The 21,178-nt window shown below is 64.9% G+C and carries 20 protein-coding genes; 10 read left to right on the top strand and 10 right to left on the bottom strand.

Going from position 1 to position 21,178, the window contains the following annotated elements:
- Positions 1-57 precede the first annotated feature (57 nt).
- The 6 genes from ACLRDN_RS13900 to ACLRDN_RS13875 all read left to right on the top strand — a co-directional run bounded on the left by ACLRDN_RS13900 (position 58) and on the right by ACLRDN_RS13875 (position 7,516).
- Positions 58-3,645: an indolepyruvate ferredoxin oxidoreductase family protein gene (locus ACLRDN_RS13900; protein WP_413456758.1), complete on the top strand. Its 3,588-nt coding sequence runs from the start codon at positions 58-60 to the stop codon at positions 3,643-3,645.
- 147 nt (positions 3,646-3,792) lie between these two features.
- Positions 3,793-4,953, top strand: coding sequence for an acyl-CoA dehydrogenase family protein (locus ACLRDN_RS13895; protein ID WP_121045654.1), 1,161 nt, complete (start codon positions 3,793-3,795; stop codon positions 4,951-4,953).
- 18 nt (positions 4,954-4,971) lie between these two features.
- The gene (locus ACLRDN_RS13890) at positions 4,972-5,754 is read left to right on the top strand and encodes an enoyl-CoA hydratase (protein WP_204726484.1); all 783 of its coding nucleotides are present in this window, start codon (positions 4,972-4,974) and stop codon (positions 5,752-5,754) included.
- A gap of 157 nt (positions 5,755-5,911) precedes the next feature.
- Positions 5,912-6,490, top strand: coding sequence for a histidine phosphatase family protein (locus ACLRDN_RS13885; protein WP_413456757.1), 579 nt, complete (start codon positions 5,912-5,914; stop codon positions 6,488-6,490).
- 101 nt (positions 6,491-6,591) lie between these two features.
- Positions 6,592-7,005: a GNAT family N-acetyltransferase gene (locus tag ACLRDN_RS13880; RefSeq protein WP_413456756.1), complete on the top strand. Its 414-nt coding sequence runs from the start codon at positions 6,592-6,594 to the stop codon at positions 7,003-7,005.
- 28 nt (positions 7,006-7,033) lie between these two features.
- On the top strand, positions 7,034-7,516 hold the full coding sequence (locus ACLRDN_RS13875) for a GNAT family N-acetyltransferase (RefSeq protein ID WP_413456755.1): 483 nt from the start codon (positions 7,034-7,036) through the stop codon (positions 7,514-7,516).
- A 13-nt stretch (positions 7,517-7,529) separates the two neighbouring features.
- Here ACLRDN_RS13875 and ACLRDN_RS13870 read toward each other — a convergent pair whose 3' ends face one another.
- The 3 genes from ACLRDN_RS13870 to zigA all read right to left on the bottom strand — a co-directional run bounded on the left by ACLRDN_RS13870 (position 7,530) and on the right by zigA (position 10,722).
- On the bottom strand, positions 7,530-8,498 hold the full coding sequence (locus tag ACLRDN_RS13870; protein ID WP_413456754.1) for a succinylglutamate desuccinylase/aspartoacylase family protein: 969 nt from the start codon (positions 8,496-8,498) through the stop codon (positions 7,530-7,532).
- Positions 8,499-8,575: 77 nt separating this feature from the next.
- Positions 8,576-9,502, bottom strand: a complete 927-nt coding sequence (gene folE2, locus ACLRDN_RS13865; protein WP_413456753.1) for a GTP cyclohydrolase FolE2 — start codon at positions 9,500-9,502, stop codon at positions 8,576-8,578.
- Positions 9,503-9,507: 5 nt separating this feature from the next.
- Positions 9,508-10,722, bottom strand: coding sequence for a zinc metallochaperone GTPase ZigA (gene zigA, locus ACLRDN_RS13860; protein ID WP_413456752.1), 1,215 nt, complete (start codon positions 10,720-10,722; stop codon positions 9,508-9,510).
- 243 nt (positions 10,723-10,965) lie between these two features.
- On the opposite strand from zigA, the gene ACLRDN_RS13855 reads away from it, so the two are divergent.
- Entirely contained in the window at positions 10,966-11,190 is a 225-nt protein-coding gene (locus ACLRDN_RS13855) for a hypothetical protein (protein ID WP_145601926.1), read from the top strand.
- A 176-nt stretch (positions 11,191-11,366) separates the two neighbouring features.
- Positions 11,367-12,791 (top strand): PepSY-associated TM helix domain-containing protein, encoded by a 1,425-nt coding sequence (locus ACLRDN_RS13850; protein ID WP_413456751.1) that lies wholly within the window; start codon positions 11,367-11,369, stop codon positions 12,789-12,791.
- Here ACLRDN_RS13850 and ACLRDN_RS13845 read toward each other — a convergent pair whose 3' ends face one another.
- The 5 genes from ACLRDN_RS13845 to ACLRDN_RS13825 form a co-directional block, all read right to left on the bottom strand.
- Entirely contained in the window at positions 12,792-13,625 is an 834-nt protein-coding gene (locus tag ACLRDN_RS13845) for a metallophosphoesterase family protein (RefSeq protein WP_413456750.1), read from the bottom strand.
- Positions 13,625-14,653, bottom strand: a complete 1,029-nt coding sequence (locus ACLRDN_RS13840; RefSeq protein ID WP_413456749.1) for a diacylglycerol/lipid kinase family protein — start codon at positions 14,651-14,653, stop codon at positions 13,625-13,627. The genes ACLRDN_RS13845 and ACLRDN_RS13840 overlap by 1 nt, the downstream gene beginning before the upstream one ends.
- Before the next feature lie 24 nt (positions 14,654-14,677).
- Entirely contained in the window at positions 14,678-15,448 is a 771-nt protein-coding gene (locus tag ACLRDN_RS13835; RefSeq protein ID WP_413456748.1) for a phosphatase PAP2 family protein, read from the bottom strand.
- Between the two features lie 63 nt (positions 15,449-15,511).
- Entirely contained in the window at positions 15,512-16,279 is a 768-nt protein-coding gene (gene fnr, locus ACLRDN_RS13830; protein ID WP_413456747.1) for a fumarate/nitrate reduction transcriptional regulator Fnr, read from the bottom strand.
- 229 nt (positions 16,280-16,508) lie between these two features.
- Positions 16,509-17,039, bottom strand: coding sequence for an isochorismatase family protein (locus ACLRDN_RS13825; protein ID WP_413460398.1), 531 nt, complete (start codon positions 17,037-17,039; stop codon positions 16,509-16,511).
- A 110-nt stretch (positions 17,040-17,149) separates the two neighbouring features.
- On the opposite strand from ACLRDN_RS13825, the gene ACLRDN_RS13820 reads away from it, so the two are divergent.
- Positions 17,150-18,391 carry an MFS transporter gene (locus tag ACLRDN_RS13820; RefSeq protein WP_413456746.1) on the top strand — a complete coding sequence of 414 codons (1,242 nt, stop codon included), beginning with the start codon at positions 17,150-17,152 and terminating at the stop codon, positions 18,389-18,391.
- 9 nt (positions 18,392-18,400) lie between these two features.
- Entirely contained in the window at positions 18,401-19,414 is a 1,014-nt protein-coding gene (locus tag ACLRDN_RS13815) for a GlxA family transcriptional regulator (protein WP_413456745.1), read from the top strand.
- A 3-nt stretch (positions 19,415-19,417) separates the two neighbouring features.
- Here ACLRDN_RS13815 and ACLRDN_RS13810 read toward each other — a convergent pair whose 3' ends face one another.
- Both ACLRDN_RS13810 and ACLRDN_RS13805 read right to left on the bottom strand, forming a co-directional pair.
- The gene (locus ACLRDN_RS13810) at positions 19,418-20,728 is read right to left on the bottom strand and encodes a HipA domain-containing protein (protein WP_413460397.1); all 1,311 of its coding nucleotides are present in this window, start codon (positions 20,726-20,728) and stop codon (positions 19,418-19,420) included.
- A complete protein-coding gene (locus tag ACLRDN_RS13805; RefSeq protein WP_413456744.1) occupies positions 20,722-21,018 on the bottom strand; it encodes a helix-turn-helix transcriptional regulator in 297 nt (98 codons plus the stop codon). Before ACLRDN_RS13805 ends, ACLRDN_RS13810 begins: the two co-directional genes overlap by 7 nt.
- Between the last annotated feature and the right edge of the window lie 160 nt (positions 21,019-21,178).

The following is a 21,178-nucleotide window of genomic DNA, read 5'->3' as shown; positions in this document are numbered from 1 at the left end:
GTGAGCGCTCACTCGCCGGTCCTCGACCAGAGACCCGGCACCCCCGCGACAGACGGCTTGCATACCGTCTCCGCACACTTGACTGACCGTACTGCAAACCGTACCGGACCAGTTCCTGACACTTCCGGATTGGCCCCTGTCAGTCTGGGCGACAAATACACCGCCACCGAAGGCGCCATCTATCTCTCCGGCATCCAGGCGCTGGTGCGCCTGCCGATGCTGCAGCAGATCCGCGACCGTGCGGCGGGCCTCAATACGGCCGGTTTCATTTCCGGCTATCGCGGTTCGCCCCTGGGCGGACTGGACGAAGCCCTCTGGCATGCCCAGCCGCACCTGGCCGCGCACCGCGTGAAGTTCCAGCCTGGCGTGAACGAAGACATGGCCGCCACCGCTGTCTGGGGCACGCAGCAGGTCAGGCTGATCGGTCCTTCCGACTATGACGGCGTCTATGCCATGTGGTACGGCAAGGGTCCCGGCGTGGACCGCTGCGGCGATGTGTTGAAGCACATGAACCATGCCGGCACCTCCGCCCAGGGCGGCGTGCTGCTGGTGGCCGGGGACGACCATGGCGCCTATTCCTCGACCCTGCCGCACCAGTCGGACCACATCTTCTCGGCATCGATGATCCCGATGCTCTATCCCTGCAACGTGCAGGAATACCTGGACCTGGGCCTGCATGGCTGGGCCATGTCGCGCTATTCCGGCTGCGTGGTCGGGTTCAAGGCGTTGGCCGATACGGTGGAGTCCAGTGCCTCGGTGGATGCCGATCCCTTCCGCGTCGACATCCGTCTGCCGACCGATTTCGTGATGCCCCAGGGCGGCCTCAATGCACGGCTGTCCACCGATACCCTGGGCGTGCAGGCACGCAAGCAGGAAGCGCTGATGCAGGATTACAAGATCTATGCCGCGCTGGCCTACGCCCGGGCCAACAAACTGAACCGCGTGATGATCGACAGCCCCCGTGCGCGGCTGGGCATCATTGCCTCGGGCAAGTCCTATCTCGATGTGCTGGAAGCCTTGTCAGAACTGGGCATCGATGAAGCCTTTGCGGCCGAGATCAAGCTGCGGGTCTTCAAGGTCTCCATGCCCTGGCCGCTGGAACCGGACGGCGTGCGCGAATTCGCACAGGGCCTCGATGAAATCCTGGTGGTGGAAGAAAAGCGCCAGATGGTCGAATACCAGTTGAAGGAACAGCTCTACAACTGGCGCGACGATGTTCGTCCGCGCGTGATCGGCAAGTTCGACGAAAAGGGTGAATGGGTGGCTCCGCGCGGCGAATGGCTGCTGACCTCCAAGGCCGATTTCTCGGTGGCGCAGATCGCCCGCGTGATCGCCGCGCGCATCGCGCGTTTCCACACCAGTGACCTGATCAAGGCGCGCCTGGCCTTCCTCGATGCCAAGGATGCGGTGCTGACCAAGGCCGTCAATACGCCCCCGCGTCCGGCTTACTATTGCTCGGGCTGTCCGCACAACACCTCCACGCGCGTGCCCGAGGGCAGTTTCGCGCTGGCCGGGATCGGTTGTCACGTGATGGCCACCGCCATCTATCCGGAATACAACAAGCTGACCACCCACATGGGCGGCGAGGGCGCGCCCTGGATCGGGCAGGCGCCCTTCTCCAAGGTGCCGCACGTATTTGCCAACCTGGGCGATGGCACCTATTTCCATTCGGGCTATCTCGCCATTCGCGCCGCCGTGGCCGCGCGGGTCAACATGACCTACAAGATCCTGTACAACGATGCCGTGGCCATGACGGGCGGGCAGCCTGTGGATGGCACGGTCTCGGTGCCGATGATCGCGCAGCAGATGGCCGCTGAAGGCGTGCAGCGCATCGCGCTGGTCTCGGAGGACATCGGCCGTTACGCCGACCGCAACGGGTTGCCGGCGGCGGTGAGCCTGCATGACCGCAAGGAAATGGATGCCGTGCAGCGCGCGCTGCGCGAGGTTCCCGGTGTGAGCGTCATCATCTACGACCAGACCTGCGCCGCCGAAAAGCGCCGCCGCCGCAAGAAGGGAGAATTTCCCGACCCCAACGAACGGCTCTTCATCAATGCGGCCGTATGCGAAGGCTGCGGCGATTGTGGCGTGCAGTCCAACTGCACCTCGATCCTGCCCCTGGAGACGGAACTGGGCCGCAAGCGCGTCATCGACCAGTCTTCCTGCAACAAGGATTACTCCTGCGTGAAGGGCTTCTGCCCCAGCTTCGTCACCGTGACAGGCGGGCAGTTGAAGAAGTCGCGTACCGGCGTCCACAAGAAAGGCGCGGCCGACGATTTCGGCGCGCTGCCGGCACCGGCCATCCCTTCCTGCGAGACGCCGTTCAACATCCTAATCAACGGCATCGGCGGCACCGGGGTCATCACCATCGGCGCACTCATGGGCATGGCCGCGCATCTGGAAGGCAAGGGCGCGTCGGTGCTGGACATGACCGGCATGTCGCAGAAGAATGGTTCCGTGACCTCGCACGTGCGCATTGCGGAACGGCGCGACACCATCCGCGCGCAGCGCATCGCCACCGGGGAAGCTGACCTGGTGCTGGGATGCGACATGCTGACGGCGGGCGCTTTCGATGCCATTTCCAAGATGCGCCCCGGCCGCACGCGGGCGGTTGTCAACCTGCATCAGCAGCCGCCGGGCCAGTTCGCCAAAAATCCTGACTGGCAGTTTCCGTTCGAGGAGGTCAAGGCGCTGATCCTGGAATCGGTCGACCAGCAGGCCGACTTCATCGATGCCACACGCCTGGCCACGGCCCTGATGGGCGACGCCATCGCCACCAATCTCTTCATGCTGGGCTATGCCTGGCAGCGCGGTGAACTGCCTCTGAGCGAAGCTGCGCTGCTGCGCGCGATTGAACTCAATGGCGTGGCGGTCGAGGCCAACCAGAGCGCCTTCCGCTGGGGCCGCCGTGCCGCAGTCGACCTGCGCCGCGTGGAGCAGATCGCAGTACCGGCCCAGCCGGTGGTGGTGCATCTGCCGCAGTCGCTGGACCAGCTGCTCAAGCGCCGGGTGGCCTTGCTGACCGAGTATCAGGATGCCTCCTATGCTGCCCAATTCGCCGAAGTGGTCGCGGCCGTGCGTGCCGCCGAAGCGCCGCTGGGCAGCGACAAACTGACCCTGGCCGTCGCGCGCAATCTCTCGCGCCTGATGGCTTACAAGGATGAATACGAGGTGGCGCGGCTCTACACCAACGGCCAGTTCCAGAAGGACCTGGCGCAGCAGTTCGAGGGCTATTTCACGCTCAGCTTCAACCTGGCACCGCCGATCTTTGCGCGCAAGGATGGACAGGGGCGATTGGTGAAGGCGCGCTATGGCAGCTGGATGATGACGGCCTTCAAGCTGCTGGCGCGCTGCAAGGGGCTGCGCGGCGGTGTCTTCGATTTCTTCGGGCGTACCGCAGAACGGCGCATGGAGCGTGCGCTCATCGTGCAATATCGCCAGATGGTGCTGGCGTTGCTGCCCGCATTGACGGCGGACAACCTGGCCGAGGCCATCGCCCTGGCGCAGTTGCCGGAGCAGGTACGCGGCTTCGGCCATGTCAAGGAGCAGGCGGTACAGGCCATGCAGGGGCGACAGGCCGAGTTGATGGCGGCGTTTGCGCAAGCAGGCAAGAAGGCTGCCCCGAGTGCAACGCCTGCAGCGGCCTGACCGGTCCTGACGGCTTTGGCATCTGGATCCGCCAATGTCGTGCCGGTGACAACTGTCCGACGCGAATTCCATTAAGCTAGGCGCCAAAGCGGGAAGCCAAGCGCCCAACCCGCATTGCCTGGCAAGAACAACGAACAGGAGACAAGCATGGATTTTGAACTCAACGAAGACCAGCTGGCCTTCCAGCAAAGCGCCCGCGATTTCGCAGCGCGCGCCATGGCCCCCTTCGCCGCCAAATGGGATGAGGAGGCGCACTTCCCGCTGGACGTGATCGCCAAGGCCGGCGAGCTGGGCTTCTGCGGCCTCTACACCCCGGAAGAGGTGGGCGGCCTGGGCCTCTCGCGCCTGGATGCCACGGTGGTCTTCGAGGAACTGGCACGTGCCTGTACCTCCACGGCGGCCTATCTCACCATCCACAACATGGTCAGCTGGATGGTCGCCACCTGGGGCCATGCCGAACTGAAGGAAGAATGGTGCGAGCAACTGGCCGCCGGCCAGAAGATCGGCTCTTACTGCCTCACCGAGCCGGGCTCGGGATCGGATGCCGCTTCGCTCAAGACCACGGCGCGCCGGGTGGATGACTTTTATCTCATCAACGGCTCCAAGGCCTTCATCTCGGGCGCGGGCAGCACCGACCTGCTGGTGGTGATGGCGCGCACCGGCGGCCCCGGTGCGCGCGGCGTCTCGGCCATCGCAGTGCCCGGCGACACGCCCGGCATCAGCTACGGCAAGAAGGAAAGCAAGATGGGCTGGAACAGCCAGCCCACGCGCACCATCAGCTTCGACAACGTCAAGGTGCCGGTGGGCAACCTGCTGGGCGAGGAGGGCGAGGGCTTCGTCTTCGCCATGAAGGGACTCGATGGCGGCCGCATCAACATCGCCACCTGCTCGGTGGGGGCGGCGCAGGCGGCGCTGGATGCGGCGCACGCCTACATGAAGGAACGCAAGCAGTTCGGCCGTCCGATTGCCGACTTCCAGGCCCTGCAATTCAAGCTGGCCGACATGCAGACCGAACTGGTGGCCGCACGCCAGATGGTGCGGCTGGCAGCGGCCAAGCTGGATGCCGGCTCGCCCGAAGCCACCACCTATTGCGCCATGGCCAAGCGGCTGGCGACCGATCTGGGTTTCCGGGTCTGCAACGAGGCGCTGCAATTGCATGGCGGCTATGGCTACATTCGCGAATATCCGCTGGAACGCTATTTCCGCGACGTGCGGGTGCACCAGATCCTGGAAGGCACCAATGAAATCATGCGCGTCATCATCTCGCGCAACCTGCTCGGCCGCGACACGCTGGACGATATCCGCTGAACCCTCACGAGGAAACGCATGAGCACCTACACCAACCTGAAGCTGGAAAAATGCGGCCACACCGCCGTGCTGACCCTGTCCAATCCTCCGGCCAACACCTGGACCCGCGAAGCCTTGTCCGACCTCACGCGCCTGGTCAAGGACCTCAACGCCGACCGTGAGATCTACACCCTGGTCGTGACCGGCGAGGGCGAGAAATTCTTTTCCGCCGGCGCCGACCTCAAGCTCTTCGCCGATGGCGACAAGGCCATGGCGCGCGAGATGGCGCGCCGCTTCGGGGAAGCCTTCGAGACCTTGTCGGGCTTCCGGGGCGTCTCGATTGCGGCCATCAATGGCTACGCCATGGGCGGTGGCCTCGAGTGCGCCCTGGCCTGCGACATCCGCATCGCCGAAGAACAGGCCCAGATGGCCTTGCCGGAGGCCGCCGTGGGCTTGCTGCCCTGCGCGGGCGGCACGCAGAACCTGCCGTGGCTGGTCGGTGAAGGCTGGGCCAAGCGCATGATCCTGTGCGGCGAACGCGTCAATGCCGAGACCGCCCTGCGCATCGGCCTGGTGGAGGAAGTGGTCCCCAAGGGCCAGGCGCGCGAACGTGCGCTGGCGCTGGCCTTGCAGGCCGAGAAGCAGAGCCCGTCCTCTGTTGCGGCCAGCAAGCAGCTGATCCAGGGGGCGCGTCACAATCCGCTTGGCACAATCCTTCAAACCGAACGCGAACTCTTCGTCGATCTCTTCGATACCCAGGACCAGAAGGAGGGCGTCAATGCCTTCCTCGAAAAGCGCGCACCGAGCTGGAAAAACGCCTGAACGTTTCGGCACGGGGCCTGACGTTTTCTGCACCATGACCTGTTTTTGACGCGGCAAATGCGGCGTCGGAGCCGGCGTGGTGCGATGGCCTTGGGCTAGACTGGCAGCCTTGATCCACGTGATCCATTTGATCCAACCGATCCCGTCGAGGCTTTCCATGTCATCACGTATTGCCGCTTTTTTGTTTTCCCTTCTGGCGCTGTCATGCCTGCCCGTCGCGGCCGGTGCCTCCGACCTGTCGGACAAATTGTCCCAGCCCGATCATGTCCTGATCATGCGTCACGCACGTGCGCCGGGCGTCGGCGACCCCGCAGGCTTCACGCTCAATGACTGTGCCACGCAGCGCAACCTGAATGAAGAGGGCCGTGAACAGGCGCGCAAGATCGGCAACTGGCTGCGCCAGCAGGGCATCAGCCGCGCCATCGTGGCCAGCAGCCCATGGTGCCGCACCAAGGAAACCGCCAGCTTGCTGGGCTTCGGTACACCCGAGGTGCAGGATGGCCTGGCCTCTTTCTTCAACGATGCCGCCCAGGGCGAGACCGCCAATCAGCGGCTGGAGCAATATCTGCGCACGGTCTTGCCAAGCAAGGGCAGCCGGGCGCTGATTCTGGTCACGCATGACGTGAACATCGGGCGCTGGACCGGTGAAAGCGTGGCCTCGGGAGAAATGGTGCTGGTGCGGGTCGATGCCAGCGGCAAGCCGGTATCGCACAAGGTCTACGCCCGGCCCGACTGAGCCCCTGGCCTTCGCGCAGGACAACGGACGCCGCAGCGCTGCATGCCCTGCGGCGTTTTGTGTTAACGTGACCGGCTTCGTCGTCACGTCCGCCCGCGCCCATGCCCATCGTCTACCGTACCGACCTTCGCCTGACCGCCGATCAGTTCATCGACATTCTCTCCCGTACTTCGCTGGGCCCGCGCCGTCCGCTGGATGACCGCGAATGCATGGAGGCCATGGTCACCCATGCCAGCCTGACCGCCACCGCCTGGGATGGCGAACTGCTGGTCGGTGTGGCGCGCTGCGTCACCGATTTCGTCTACGCCTGCTATATGTCGGAGCTGGCCGTCGATGAGCAATACCAGCGCCGGGGCATCGGCAAGGAATTGATCCGCGCCGCCCGCAGCCGCCTCGGTCCGCGCTGCCGCCTGCGTCTGCTGGCTGCACCCGATGCGGCGGACTATTACGGCCATATCGGCTTCGCCCACAGCCCCCGCTGCTGGGAGCTGACGCCCGGGAATGAACTCAAATAACGCTATAAATCATTTATAAAGAATTGCCATGATCGAGATTCAAGCCTATCGCCCGGAACACGCACCGGGCGTGGTCGAGGTCATCCTGCCCATCCAGCAGGAAGAGTTCGGTATTCCCATCACGCTGGAGGGGCAGCCCGACCTGAAGGATATTGCCGGTTTCTACCAGAAGGGCCATGGCAATTTCTGGGTGGCGGTCGATGGCGGCAAGGTGGTCGGCACCATTTCCCTGCTCGATATCGGCAACGCCCAGGTCGCGCTGCGCAAGATGTTCGTGGCGGCCAGCCATCGCGGCAAGGAGCACGGCACTGCCGCGCGCCTGCTGGAAGGGGCCATCGCCTGGGCGCGTGCGCAGGGCGTGCGCCAGATTTTCCTGGGCACCACGGACAAGTTCCTGGCGGCGCATCGCTTCTACGAGAAAAACGGTTTCCGGCTCATCGAGAAGAGCACGCTGCCGCCTGCCTTCCCGGTGATGGTGGTCGATACCCGCTTCTACGCACTGGATTGCTGAAGCGCTTGCAGCGTCACAGCCGGCGTTGGCTGTCGACCCCGAAGTAAAACCATTCATTGCCCGGCAAGGCGCGCGGATTGGGGAAGACGATGTAGCCGTCGCCCGGTGCCAGCACCGCCTGGCCGTCGTGCCGGTGGCCGATCACTTCACCCTGCTGCACGCGGTCGAAGCTGGACCATTCACGGGTGAAGCGGTCCTCGGCATGTTCCATGTCGATCACGTCGACCAGGCGGATCAGCTGGATTTCCGCCACCGGGGGCTGCAGCGGCGCATCGATCATGCCATGCAGCGCCAGCGTCTGCAGGATGGCGCGATAGGCGACTTCCGGCGCTTGCGGATCATCGTGCTGGCCGCATTCCAGGGTCACGCCGTATAAACCCTTGCTGCGTGCGTATTCGGTGGTGCCGACGCCATATTGGCGGTCCAGCAGGTCGGGCGAGACCGCATGGCCTTGCTGGCGGCGGCGTTCGACCCCGCGCACATAGGCCCCCATCCATCCTTCCACCACGCGCTGGCAGCCCAGGTGCGCGACCATGCGCGCTTCGGCGGCAGCATGCGCAAAGGGTTCGACCTCGCCGGCATTGTCTTCCGGGCCGAGCATGGCGAAGGGCATGCCGCCGGTATGGAAGGAGTGCAGGTCGAGCAGGATCTCGTGTTCATCGATCCACGGGCAGAGCACGTTGCAGAGCTGGTCCTCGAAGTTGGCGGGGGCCGGATGCGGACGCAGGTTGCGGTTCAGGTTGCGGTCGCCCTGGCGTTGCCGTTTTTCATACGCCAGCGGATTGGTCACCGGCACCAGCGTCAGCAGGCCGCGCTGCAGGCGCAGTGCTCCGCTGTCGAGTTCACGCTGCAGGCGGGCGATGGCCTGGGTGCCGCAGGTTTCATTGCCGTGCACGGCGCCGAGGATCAGTAGGCGCGGGCCGGGCGTGAAGGCCGCATATTGCAGCCTGCGCAGGGAAGAGGGAGTGAAATCGGACGTCATCGGGTGGCATGTACGGGAAGCAGAAAGGGCAACGATACCCCGGTTCGGGCGGCGCTGCCAGTCGCCGCCGCCCGGGATCAGCGCAGCAGCTCCTGCCAGCCGGGCGTTACGGCCGTCGCCACGGCGTCGTGCGCATGCAGGCTTTCGAAGTGCGACACGCGTACCGAGCAGGCAGCGAAGCGCGCTTCCAGGGCTTGACGCAGTCGGCGCGCGGCATCTTCCACGTACATCAGGTTGGCGCCATTAACCAGCGCAAAGGCTTGCTCATCAGCGCGCCGTACGGCCGTCTGCACGGCCGTGCCCAGTGCGGCTTCGGCGGTATCGATTAAATCCAACAGCGGAAACCGCGCGGCAGCACCGCCGACCGCGATGTTCAGTTCGGCCTCACTACGCTGGCTGTGCGGCGTGGCCAGACTGGCGTGGCGCGCCAGCCAGCCCAGCGCGGCATCGCGGCCGATGGCCTCGTGCTGCGCGAAGTCGGCGGCAAAGGCATCCTGCAAGGCCTGGCGCGACAGTGCCGCCGAGCACGGACAGGTGGAAGAATAGGCGATGCGCACCTGCAAGCGCATTTCCAGCGTGGCATCGCGCAATTGCGCCGTCAGCGTGACCGGATAGCTCTTCCATCCGGTCAGTTCTGGCGTGACCAGCGCGGCTCGTTGCTGCAGCAAGGCGAAGTCCAGCCGCAGCAGGGCGGCGCGCGACTGGCAATCGGCGTGGCTTTCGCGCATCTGGCGCAGCAGTTCATGTACAGCGGTTGGCGTCAGGCGCGATCGAGTGGCGAAGGCGTCCAGCAGCAGGTACAGTCGCGACATGTGGATGCCCTTGGCCTGCGGATCGGGCAGGTCCACCGCCACTTCGGCGCTGGCCGGGAGTGGCGTGCCGTCTGCCAGCCGCAGCGGCAGGGCGATGCCGCACATGCCTACCCATTGCAGGGGCAGGGTGATGCTGGCGGGTTCGTTGCGGGCGACGTCGGGCAGGGTAGTGCGCTGGCTGATGAGGGTCATGCAGCTCACTCCCAGCCGGGGAAAGGATCGGCCATGCGCGCCCAGCCCATCGGACCTTGCGCCATCTCGGCATCAGTCAGCAGGCAGGCCTCCAGCTTGGCCGTCAATGCAGCCTGATCCATCTCCATGCCGATGAGCACCAGTTCCTGGCGCGCATCGCCGACATTGTCATCCCATTGTTCGAGGATGAAGTCGATGGACTCCTGATCCTGCGGCCACTTCTCGCGCGGCACGGCGGCCCACCATTTGCCGGCCAATCCGTGGCGGCAGACGGCTCCGGCCTGCGACCACGACCCCGCATGCGCCGGGCGGGTGGCGAGCCAGAAGAAACCCTTGGAGCGCACCACGCCCGGCCATTCGCTGTTGACCAGGTCGTGGAAGCGCTGCGGATGCATGGGCCGGCGCGCACGCCAGGCGAAGCTGGTAATACCGTACTGTTCGGTCTCCGGGACATGCTCGCCGCGCAGTTCCTGCAGCCAGCCGGGGGCCTGGCTGGCTTGTTCGAAATCGAACAGGCCGGTGTTCAGGACCTGGTCCAGCGCAACCTTTCCGAACTCCGATGTGACGATGCGCGCACGCGGATTGAGCTTGTGCAGGATGGCGTGCAGGCGCTCCAGGTCAAGCGGCGAGACTAGGTCCAGCTTGTTGAGCACGATCACGTCGCAGAACTCGATCTGCTCGATCAGCAGGTCGACTACGGTGCGGCTGTCTTCTTCGCCCATCGATTCGCCGCGTTCCTGCAGGCTGTCCTGGGAGCTGTAGTCCTTGAGGAAATTGAAGGCGTCGACCACCGTGACCATCGTGTCCAGCCGCGCCACATCGGCCAGGCTGGCCCCCTCCTCATCGGTAAAGGTAAACGTCTCGGCCACCGGCAGCGGTTCGGAAATGCCGGTCGATTCGATCACCAGCTGGTCGAAGCGGCGCTCGCGGGCCAGCTTGCGCACTTCCATCAGCAGGTCTTCGCGCAGGGTGCAGCAGATGCAGCCATTGCTCATTTCCACCAGTTTTTCTTCGGTGCGCGAGAGGTCCGCACCGCCATCGCGCACCAGCGCGGCATCGATGTTGACCTCCGACATGTCATTGACGATCACCGCCACGCGCCGGCCTTCGCGGTTGTGCAGGATGTGGTTGAGCAGGGTGGTCTTGCCGGCACCGAGGAAACCGGAGAGCACCGTCACGGGAAGCCGGCGGTCGCCGGGCTGGCGTTGGAGGGAGGTCATGGCGAGCGTGAAATCAGAAAAAGAGTGGGCGGAAGACCGGGGTCATCAGCAAAACTGATGACAGATTTGTCCAGGTAAATGCAACTGAGTTGCGAATATCTCATAAATGCAACCGTGTTGCAAATAATGGGTGCGGTGTTTCTGTGCAACGCGCTCTTGGGAGAGGCTTGCCAGTGGCGCGTCTCGGGTAGGAAAGTCCGGCTTGTGCTAGCATGGCGCCTCGCAACAAGGAGGTTTCATCACATGTCCCAGATCTTCCCGTACAAGGGAAACGCCGTCATCCCGGAGATCAAGAAGCTCGACAACGGCAAATTCATGGCTTGCTTCGTGATTCACGAAGGCAAGGATGGCAGCGGCAAGCTGCGCTACCAGCGCAAGGCGCCCACCAATGAGTTCGATACCGAAGACGAGGCGATCGCCTACGTCCTCGATTTTTCGGGCGACTGGATCGACGAAAATCCCATGTGATCCTGCCGTGCGCCGTTACCACGGCGCCGCAGGTCACAGGCAGGAAGAGCCGCACGGAGATTGATCCGTCGGCTCTTTTTCATTGGGGCTGCGACAAATTGCCACATTCGCAGGCACGGCCGCACGGCCTACAATCGCGAGCCTGTTTCCGTTTTCGGCGCTCCCCGCCCGCAGCCATGACCACCTCCTTCCAGCCCGCCGGCGATGGCACCGCCAACGCCGCCAGCTTGACCGTTCGTACGGGCGACACCCATCGCTCCGCCTTGCATGCCGTGCTGCTGCGCCTGCATTTCTACATTGGCCTCTTCGTCGGCCCCTTCATCCTGGTAGCGGCGCTGACCGGTACGCTGTACGTGCTGACCCCGCAGATCGAATCGCATCTCTATGCCGCCCAGCTCCATCACCAAAGCAGGGGCGAGGCCCGGCCGCTTGCCGAACAGGTGAGCGCCGCGCAGGCCTTCCTGGGGCCGCAGGCGCGGTTGTTCGCGGTGCGCCCGGCCAAGGCGGACGGATGGAATACGCGCGTCATGTTCAGCCAGCCCGGCCTGGGCGATTCTGAAAGCCGGGCCATCTTCGTCGATCCGGTCAGCCTGCAGGTCAAGGGCGACCTGATCGTCTATGGCACCAGCGGCGTGCTGCCTTTGCGCACCACGCTGGATTACCTGCACCGCAACCTGATGCTGGGTGACTTCGGCCGCAACTACAGCGAGCTGGCCGCTTCCTGGCTGTGGCTGGGGGCGCTGGGTGGGGTGTGGCTGTGGTGGCGCGCTCGCCAGCGCCGCGCTGGCAGCAAGGTGCGTACGCCGCGTCCGATGAACGCGCGCCGGCTGCATGCGTTGGTCGGGCTGTGGATCGTGCTCGGATTGGTGTTCTTCTCGGCCACGGGCCTGACCTGGTCGCGCTGGGCCGGTGAGCGCGTGAGCCAGATGCGCACGCAGCTGGGCTGGATCACGCCCTCGGTGTCGACCCAATTGCAAGCAGGAGCCCCGGCCATGTCCATGGGCGAACACGCCGATCACATGGGCGCACATGGCATGCAGATGCCCATGCCGCAGGCTAACGACCCGGCCCGTTTCGACATGGTGCAGCAGATCGCCCGCGCTGGCGGCATCGATGCCGCCGAGATTGAAATTCGCCCGCCGCGCGCGGCCCAGCAGGCCTGGGTGGTGCGGGAGGTGGATCGCTCCTGGCCGACCCAGGTCGATACGGTGGCCATCGATGCCGACCGCATGGCCATTACCAGCCGGGCCGATTTCGCTGATTTTCCGTTGATCGCCAAGCTGATCCGCTGGGGCGTGGATGCGCACATGGGTGTGCTGTTTGGCGTGGCGAACCAGATCCTGATGGCCCTCTTCGGCGTGGCCCTGACCGGGCTCATCGTGCTGGGCTACGTGATGTGGTGGCGGCGCCGCCCGGCGGCAGGGGCCAGCCTGGCACCACTGACGCAGGCGGTGATGCGCCTGGCTCCCCTGCAGCGCCTGACACTGGCGGTACTGGCCCTGCTGCTGGGCTGGAGCCTGCCCTTGATGGGGGCCAGTCTGTTGCTGTTCCTGCTGGTGGATGTGATCCGTTATTCCCGCGCGCGCCGCGTTGCGGCCTGATCATTCACTGAGCAGGCCATCGGCGGTCTGCTCGAACCACTCGCTGCCGCGTTGCACGAAGGTCTGTGAAGCGGCCAGCGCAAAACTTTTCACATCGGGCTCCCAGCCCAGCCGATGCACCACGATCTGGTGCGCCTCCACCTGCAGGACGTTGAAGGAATTGCTCTCGCCGCGTCCCCGGGTGGAGGTGGCCGTGCCTGCCTGCACCACCAGCGCCGAATAGCCGGGGATGTGATAGCGCCCGGCGCTGCTGACGGCTGAGCTGGTATGCACGTGACCGGCCAGCAGCAGGTCGGCACCGCACAGCGCGAAGGCGCGCATGGCTGGCACCGCCTGGCCGACCAGCCCGTGATGTTGCGGGCCTGGCGGCAGGTCGAAGGGATGATGGGTGACGATGATCTTGACCAGGTGATCGCCCACGCCGGCCAGTTCGCGCCGCGCGTGTTCGATCTGCCTGTCGTTCACGCGCCCATCCTGGATGGTCAGCGAGCGCGCGGTATTGATGCCGACCACGGCAATTTCCTCGTCCACGTACAGCGGCTGCAGATCGGCCGTGATGTGCCGCTTGTACTTGCGCAGCGGCTGCAGCAGGCGTGCCGCCACGTTGAAGAGCGGGACGTCATGATTGCCCGGCACCACCAGCTGGGGCTGCGGCAGCGCATTGAGAAATGCACGCGCCTGCTTGAACTGGCTGCTGCGTGCGCGCTGGGTGAGGTCGCCGGAAACAACGACCAGGTCCGGCTTGAGCTCGTGGACCTGGGCAATCAACGGTTCGATGATCTCGGGATCGGTGCGTCCGAAATGCAGGTCCGACAGATGGATGAGGGTACGCATCAGTTCTCCCCCAAGAGCTTCTCGATCAGGCCGGGTGCGCTGGTACCGTCCGCTTGCGGGGTGGCGAGCTGCGGCACGATCACGGTCAAGGAGGCCGCACGGATGCGGTAGTGCAGCGGTGTCTGCATCAGGTTGACCTCACCATCGGTGGCCACGCGCATGCGTTTCTTGTGTGTCTCGATGTGGATCTCGCTGCAGGTCAGCACGTCGAAGTCATGCGCTTCGCGCAGGCGCCCGAACAGCGCGTGCAAGGCCAGGCGCAGCAAGCCCCAGCGGCCGGTGCGGTGGCACACGTAGAGACTGAGCTGGCCGTCGGTCAGCGTGGAGCGCTTGCCGATGTCCAGGCCGCTCATCAGGTATTCATTGTTGCCGATGAAGACGAAGGGCGTGCTGCGCCAGTGTTCCTTGCCGTCGATGGACAGCCGCACGCGCAGGAAGGGATAGCGCCGCAGCGCGCCCATGGCGGCCCAGGTGAAGGCCAGCCATTTGCCACGGCCCAGGCGCGCCTGCTGCTTTTCGCGTTCGCGCACGATGTCGGGATAGAGTCCCAGGCTGGAATTGTTGATGAAGGGCGCGCCATTGACCTCGCCGCTGTCGACCCGGAGCTTGCGTCCGGTGGCGATGTTGGCGATGGCCCCATCGAGATCGAGGGGGATGTTGAGGTCTTTGGCGAAGTGATTCAGCGTGCCCAGCGGCAACACGCCCAGCGCGCTCTGGCAGTGCGGATCGGCCAGCAGGGTCGAGGCCACGGCATTGACGCTGCCATCGCCGCCGCCCACGGCGACCACCGCAATCTTGTCGCGCACGGCGTTGCGGGCGGCCTGCAGCATGTCTTCGCCGCTGTGCGCCAGATGCACCACGGCGTAGAGGCCGTGACGAGCGAACTCTTCGGTGATGTGGGCGGCCAGTTCCTCGGCGTGGCCGCCCCCGGCACGGGCGTTGATGGCGGCCACCACGTCAGGACGGCGTGGGGCGTCGGGCTGGCCATGGCGGGCGGGCAATTCCTGGGTCGTGTCTTGTTCTGTCATCCGCAGGTGAATAGGAAGGTGGTTTCAGAGCCCGTTGGAGCGCGGCGGCGCGTAATAGTGCCGCTGCCAGGTGAAAACCACGGTCGTCCACAGTGCGAACCAGGCCGTGCCCAGCAGCATCGCACCCAGCACGTCGCTCAGGAAATGCGCGCCCAGGTAGACCCGGCTGAAGGCGGTCAGCGCCACCAGCAGCAGGGCTGCGCCGATGACGGCGGCCTGCACGCCGCGCTCGCCGGTCTTCAGGCGCGTACCGATGGCGGCGGTCACCCCCGGCTGGTTGAGCAGGTAGGCGGCCAGCATGGCGTAGAGCAGGGTGGCGCCGATGGTGTGTCCGCTGGGAAAGCTGTAGCTGTGCAACACCAGGATGGGATCGTCAAAGCTGGGACGCAGGCGCGCGAAGAGCTGCTTGAGCGAGAAGTTGCACAGCATGCCGCCGGGCAGCACCAGCACCAGGTCGGTAACCCAGGCCCAGCGCTGCTTGCGGACCATGTGCCACAGCAGCAGTGCGCCCATGACCAGCACGCCGATGGTGCCATGCAGATGGGTATAGCCGAGGACCAGTTCGGTCAGGGGCGAGAAGGCATGCTGGTTGAACCAGTCCGCCAGTTGCTGATCCAGTCGCGTGAGCGCCCCCTTGCTGCTGACTTCGTAGGCGATCAGCCCAAAGAGCAGGACGGTGGCCAGCGCGGCCATCAGGCCCGTGGTGAGCGGCAGTCCGAGGTGATGGTCGCGCGCCACGCGGGCGCGCAGGAAACGCTGGAGGGAGGGGGAGGAAGAAGGCTGTCGTTCTGTCATCCGGCCATTCTAACCTCAGCCCCCCGTGCCCCGGCAAGAACGGGAGGCGCTGGTCAGATCTGATCAGGCGCAGGGATCGTTGCCCAGCGCGATGGCGCGCAGGGCTGGCAGGTCGCACAGCTCGACGTCGCGGTGGTTGACCTCGATCACGCCGGTCTTCTTGAAGTTGGTCAGCAGGCGGCTCACGGATTCCACGGCCAGGCCCAGGTAGTTGCCGATTTCCTCGCGCGTCATGCGCAACTGGAAGCGGGTCGAGGAGTAGCCCCGGCTGGCGTAGCGCGAGGACAGGTTGAGCAGGAAAGCCGCCATCTTTTGCTGCGCGGTCATGCTGCCCAGGGTCAGCATGACGCGTTGCTCGCGCGAAATCTCCAGGCTCATCATGCGATGGAACTGGCGCAGCAGCGTGGGCATGTCGCGGAACAATTCCTCCAGGCGCGTAAAGGGAATCTCGCAGACTTCGCTGTCTTCCAGTGCGACCGCCTCGCACAGGTGGTGGCCGGCACCGATGGCATCCATGCCCAGCAGTTCGCCCGCCATCTGGAAACCGGTGATCTGCTGGCCGCCATTGGTATTGCCCTGGAAGGTCTTGAAATGGCCCAGGCGGATGGCATAGAGCATGTCGAACTTGTCGTTGAGGCGGTACAGGCTCTCATCGCGCTTGACCTTGCGGCGGCGGTTGATGACCTGTTCCAGCCGCTGCATGTCGCCCTGGTCCAGCCCCATCGGCAGGCACAGCTGGTGCATGCTGCAGGCCGAACAAGAGGCGCGCAGTGCGTGCAGGGTGAGCGGGGGCGGCGATTGAATGGGCGTAGGGGCAGGTAAGCTGGACATAAGCGTTGGAGATTCCTCTGTGTTGTGGCGGCGTCGGCTGGCCAAGGCTTGGCGTGATGATATGTGATGCGCCACATTGTCATGCGGCCACGCTGCGATTTTTTTCGTTAATTTTACCACAGTTCTCACCTGTGAAACGCATTCGCAAGGGTGGCAAGCAAAACTTTCATCGGAGCAAGGCGCAACGTGCTTTTCGGTTACGCCAGCCGTTTGCGCATGGCGGACCAGGCTATTTCACCAGTTTCAGGACCGCCCGGAACTGCGGATGCGCGCTGTGCTGCAGCCATTCGTAGGCCACCATCTCCAGCGTGACGGGAACGGCGCCAGCCGCACGCAGGCGTTCGAAGGCCGCATCGCGGTCCACCGCACGGCGCGAACCGCAGGCCTCCAGCAAGGGCAGCACCGTGTAGCCTTGTTGCAGCAGGGAAAGCGCGGTCTGCAGCACGCAGATGTGGGTTTCACAACCGGCGACGATGATCTGCCGCACGGCTGGCGGAATGACTGGCAGCAAACCATCCGCACAGGCATCGAAATGCTGCTTGGACAGGGTCTTGTCGCACAGGCGGGCGATCTCCGGATGATTGGGCCCGAGCTTGTCGGGCGCCTGTTCGGTGGCCAGCACCGGCACGCCCAGCAGGCCGGCAATGCTGGCCATGCGCACCATCTGCGCCAGTACGGCCGGGCCATCATGGATGGCGGGCAGGAGTCTTTCCTGCGGATCGATGACCAGCACGGCGGATTGATGGGCCTGTATCAACATGGGAGTCCTGTTCATGATGGGCTTGGCAGGAATTGAACGTCTTGTGTCATTGACGCCAAGCGGGTGGGAATTCGACAATTTTTCCATCATTGACCCTTCGGAGCAAATCCATGCGCTTCTCCTTGCCTGCCCCTTCCCGTGGCGGTAGCCGCAATGCCGCTATCCTGGCGTTGTGCCAGGGCCTGTTCACCTGCGCCATCTCAATCGACCTGACCCTGACCGCGCTGACCGGCTGGCAGCTTGCGCCAGACAAGGCGCTGGCGACCTTGCCATTCGCCCTCATCACGGTGGCCGGTGCGGTGGTGACCTGGTTTGCGGCTTTCCTGATCCAGCGCGTGGGCCGCCGCTGGTCTTTCGTGCTGGGCGCCGCAAGTTGCTGTGTCGGCGGGCTCATTTCGGTGTGGTCGGTCTGGCATGGGCAGTTCTGGACCTTTTGCGTTGGCACGGCGCTGGTCGGTGTATTTCAGGCGTTTGCGCAGTATTACCGCTTGGCCGCTGCCGATGCGGTCGCTGAAGCGGCCAAGAGCCGTGCCATTTCCACCGTGCTGGCCGGGGGCGTCATCGCCGCCCTGGTCGGCCCGGCGCTGGCGGCCTGGAGCAAGGACTGGTTTCCGGCGGCACTGTTTGCCGGGGCCTATCTGGTGGTGGCGCTCATGGGGTTGTTGTCGGTGGCGGTACTGGTGCTGTTCTATTGGGATCAGGCCGAACCGGTAGCCGTTGCGCAATCGCCATCCGAGCTCGCACCCGCGCGCCCGCTGTCGGCCATTGCGCGTACGCCGGTGTTCATGGCTTCGGTCGCCAACAACGTGGCCGGGTCCATGGTGATGATGTTCATCATGACGGCCGCACCCCTGGCGGCGGTGGCCTGCCATCACGGCATCGATGATGGCGCGGCCATCATCCAGTGGCACCTGATGGGCATGTACGCGCCCTCTTTCTTTGCAGGGCGCCTGATCCAGCGCTTCGGCCTGGGGCCGGTGCTGCTGGCAGGGCTGGGCATGAACCTCGGCTGCGCCGTCATTGCCATGCTCTCGACCACGCTGCCCGCTTTCTACGTGGCCTTGCTGCTCTTGGGCGTGGGGTGGAATTTCATGTTCGTCGGTGGCACTACCTTGCTGGCGCAATCCTATACCCCTTCGGAGCGCGCCAAGACCCAGGGGCTGGCCGAGCTGATGCGCTATGCCGCCACAGCCCTGGCTACGCTGGGTGCCGGTCCCTTGCTGGCCCGCTTCGGCTGGGAAACGCTCAATGCGGCCATCCTGCCGGTGCTGCTGGGGTCGGCGCTGGTCACGCTGCGCTGGATGTGGGCCCAGCGTGCTGCGGGCACGGCGCTGGCAGCGGGCCTGCGCTAACATCGGAGGATGATTCCAATGACCCCCGAGCTTGCCGCGCAGGCCACACCGGCCCCGCGCAATGTGGTGCTGCTGGCTTACGCCGGCATGAACCTGCTGGATCTTGCCGGCCCCATGCAGGTGCTGGCGACCACCAACCGGCTGCAGGGCCGTGAAGTCTATCGCCTCCATGTGGCCTCGGCAGAGGGCGGGGCGGTGACCACCAGCGCCGGCCTGCCGGTGTTCACGCTGGCCCTCTCTGCGCTGGATGCGCTGCTGTGCGCGGAGGAACTGCACACCTTGATTTCGCCCGGCGGCAGCGTGGGTGAGGACTTTTGCATCGATACCGCCCTGGTAGCGTGGATCCGCCAGGCCGCGCCGCTGGCCCAGCGCGTCTGTTCGGTCTGCACCGGCGCTTTCCATCTGGCCGAGGCGGGCGTGCTGGACGGCTTGCGGGTGACGACGCACTGGGACTCGGCGCAAGACTTGCAGCAGCGTTATCCCGCCCTGGAAGTGGATGGCGAGCCCATCTACATCCGCCAGGGCCGCATCTGGACCTCGGCGGGCGTGACCGCCGGTATCGACCTGACACTGGCGCTGGTCGAACAGGACCTGGGGCACGCCGCCGCCATTGCGACGGCCCGCCAGCTGGTGATGTTCATCAAGCGGCCGGGCGGACAATCGCAATTCAGCACGCCGCTGGCCTCGCAGGCGAGCGGGGCGGGGCGCTTTGCCGAACTGCATGCCTGGATCGCCGGCAATCTGGAAGCGGATTTGCGGGTGGAGAACCTGGCGCGCCAGGCCAACATGAGTCCGCGAACCTTCGCGCGGCTGTACGTGGCCGAGACCGGCCGCACGCCGGCGCGCACGGTCGAGCTGATGCGCCTGGAAGCGGCGCGCCGCGCTTTGGAAGAAACCCGCCTGCCGCTCAAGCGCATCGCCAGCCAGTCCGGCTATGGGGAAGAACAGAACCTGCGGCGGGTCTTCCTGCGCCAGCTGGGGGTGAGTCCGGGGCAATACCGCGAGCGTTTTGCAGCCTTGTGACCGCTACTGGCCTGCACCCCGCAGGAAACGCTGCTGGTGGTGGCGGACTCCTTCACTGATGCGCTCCCAGGTGCGGGCCGGGAAGTCATCCGGCAGTTCGCCTTCGGCCACCGCCAGGGCATTCTCCGCGCCTTGTACCAGCGCCAGCATGGCTTGCCACACCGGTTCCCCGCCGTTTTGCAAGGCCAGTTGCCGCCAGTGGCGGGCTTCGATGGTATGGAAGTGGCGATGCGGATTGCGTCCGCGCAGCAGCATGGCCGGACCCGCCTGCCGTGCGCGGAACTGATTCGGGCCTTTGCCGAAGTAGGGCCACATTGACAGCACGTCATATAGCGGCGTCATCTCGTAACGGCCGCCCGCATGCAGGTGCAGCGAGAAATTCTTGGCATGGCCGTCGGTGGCCGCCAGCAGGAAGAAGGCCAGTTGCGCCAGCAGGAAATACGTCTTGTCGCCGCCCCGGCTGCTGGCGTTGAGCAGGCCCAGGCACTGGTTCAGGCCGGGCCCGCCCTGGCTTTCATACTTCATCGTCGGTGGCAGGCCGAAGGCCTGGCAGAAATCTTCCTGCGGCAGGCGGGCGATCCACCCTTCCTTCATCCTGACGCGGTCGAAACGCTCCACCGCCAGCACCGTATGACGCCCGAAATGTTCCACCCGTGCCGGAGCCACCGGCAGACCCATCGCTGCCAGTATGCGCGAGCACAGCCATTCGTTGTAGACCGAGTCCCCCGCATCGACCCGCTGCATCACGCCACCGATGAGGCCCAGCGGTAGCTTGATGATGTGCGTGGTCGGCGTGGCACCGAGGGGACGGCACCATTTGCCGCGATGCCAGGTCAGTGCCGTCTTTTCCTGTGCACCTGCGATCGAGATGCGCAGCGCATCTTCCTGGGCGCTGGCCGGGGGTGAGGACAAGGGCAGGGCATACAGCAACTGTTCGAGCATCGCTTCATCCAGGCGCTCGCAGTGGATGCTGCGCCAGCCTTGCGGTTCCTGATTCGGTGGCAGCAGTTGCAGGGCGCCCACACAGTCGCGTCCCAGGGCCTGCAACAGGTCGAAGACATCGGTGGAGGGCAGACGATAGCGCTGCCGCAGCCGTTCCCGAATATCGGCGTTGTCGGGGAGCAGGTTGTCGAAGTAGTTGCGCACGCTGTCGCCACGCAGCTCGCCCGAGGCGGTCAGCGGCAGGGACAGAGAGAGCGGACGGAAATGCGAGGAGCGCACCCACGTTGGCGCATAGCGGAAGCGGTGCACCTGGCGTTCCACGCTCCAGGTGCCGACCAGCTCACCGTTCATCCAGGCATGCAGCATTACCAGGAGCCCTGTTTGCGGGCGGGGATGAAGGCTCCCCCCGGCTCAGCGACGCCGTGGATCGGCTTGTCGGCCGCATGGACATGCAGCTTGAGACCAGCCCCCAGCGTCGACAGGAGCAGCAGCATCTGCTCCACGCTGACGGCGCCCGGATTGGCTTCGATCTCGGCAATGCGCGCCTGGCTGATGCCGATGCGTTCGCCCAGTTGCGCCTGGGTCATGTGCTGCTGCTTGCGCAAGGCACGCAGATGCTCGCGCAACTGGATGGAGAGGCTGATGGGAAAATCGTTGGCCATGGAAATTTCCTCGGGGCAATAATGCAGCAGCACCGGTGTGCATAGCGGAGGGCCGGGCTGTGCGGCTGTAGAGGAAAATATAGGGCAAAAGCGATAAAACTACAATATAAGAAATGTCTTGTTTTTGGTATTTATCGTTCAAATCCTATAAATTGACATT

Origin of the sequence: Herbaspirillum huttiense (assembly GCF_047300815.1) — a bacterium.
Lineage (GTDB): Bacteria > Pseudomonadota > Gammaproteobacteria > Burkholderiales > Burkholderiaceae_D > Herbaspirillum > Herbaspirillum huttiense_A.
Note: the sequence above shows the minus strand (reverse complement) of the source record. Positions and strands in the feature narration are given on the sequence as shown.

What these genes read in the sequence shown, in the direction of transcription:
- ACLRDN_RS13845 (WP_413456750.1), bottom strand. Translation starts at nt 13,625, where the DNA reads ATGCGTACCCTCATCCATCTGTCGGACCTGCATTTCGGACGCACCGAT.
- ACLRDN_RS13855 (WP_145601926.1), top strand. Translation starts at nt 10,966, where the DNA reads ATGTCCCAGATCTTCCCGTACAAGGGAAACGCCGTCATCCCGGAGATC.
- ACLRDN_RS13870 (WP_413456754.1), bottom strand. Translation starts at nt 8,498, where the DNA reads ATGACGTCCGATTTCACTCCCTCTTCCCTGCGCAGGCTGCAATATGCG.
- ACLRDN_RS13805 (WP_413456744.1), bottom strand. Translation starts at nt 21,018, where the DNA reads ATGGCCAACGATTTTCCCATCAGCCTCTCCATCCAGTTGCGCGAGCAT.
- ACLRDN_RS13835 (WP_413456748.1), bottom strand. Translation starts at nt 15,448, where the DNA reads ATGACAGAACGACAGCCTTCTTCCTCCCCCTCCCTCCAGCGTTTCCTG.
- ACLRDN_RS13875 (WP_413456755.1), top strand. Translation starts at nt 7,034, where the DNA reads ATGATCGAGATTCAAGCCTATCGCCCGGAACACGCACCGGGCGTGGTC.
- ACLRDN_RS13890 (WP_204726484.1), top strand. Translation starts at nt 4,972, where the DNA reads ATGAGCACCTACACCAACCTGAAGCTGGAAAAATGCGGCCACACCGCC.
- ACLRDN_RS13880 (WP_413456756.1), top strand. Translation starts at nt 6,592, where the DNA reads ATGCCCATCGTCTACCGTACCGACCTTCGCCTGACCGCCGATCAGTTC.
- ACLRDN_RS13850 (WP_413456751.1), top strand. Translation starts at nt 11,367, where the DNA reads ATGACCACCTCCTTCCAGCCCGCCGGCGATGGCACCGCCAACGCCGCC.
- ACLRDN_RS13885 (WP_413456757.1), top strand. Translation starts at nt 5,912, where the DNA reads ATGTCATCACGTATTGCCGCTTTTTTGTTTTCCCTTCTGGCGCTGTCA.
- ACLRDN_RS13820 (WP_413456746.1), top strand. Translation starts at nt 17,150, where the DNA reads ATGCGCTTCTCCTTGCCTGCCCCTTCCCGTGGCGGTAGCCGCAATGCC.
- zigA (WP_413456752.1), bottom strand. Translation starts at nt 10,722, where the DNA reads ATGACCTCCCTCCAACGCCAGCCCGGCGACCGCCGGCTTCCCGTGACG.
- folE2 (WP_413456753.1), bottom strand. Translation starts at nt 9,502, where the DNA reads ATGACCCTCATCAGCCAGCGCACTACCCTGCCCGACGTCGCCCGCAAC.
- ACLRDN_RS13815 (WP_413456745.1), top strand. Translation starts at nt 18,401, where the DNA reads ATGATTCCAATGACCCCCGAGCTTGCCGCGCAGGCCACACCGGCCCCG.
- ACLRDN_RS13895 (WP_121045654.1), top strand. Translation starts at nt 3,793, where the DNA reads ATGGATTTTGAACTCAACGAAGACCAGCTGGCCTTCCAGCAAAGCGCC.
- fnr (WP_413456747.1), bottom strand. Translation starts at nt 16,279, where the DNA reads ATGTCCAGCTTACCTGCCCCTACGCCCATTCAATCGCCGCCCCCGCTC.
- ACLRDN_RS13840 (WP_413456749.1), bottom strand. Translation starts at nt 14,653, where the DNA reads ATGACAGAACAAGACACGACCCAGGAATTGCCCGCCCGCCATGGCCAG.
- ACLRDN_RS13825 (WP_413460398.1), bottom strand. Translation starts at nt 17,039, where the DNA reads ATGTTGATACAGGCCCATCAATCCGCCGTGCTGGTCATCGATCCGCAG.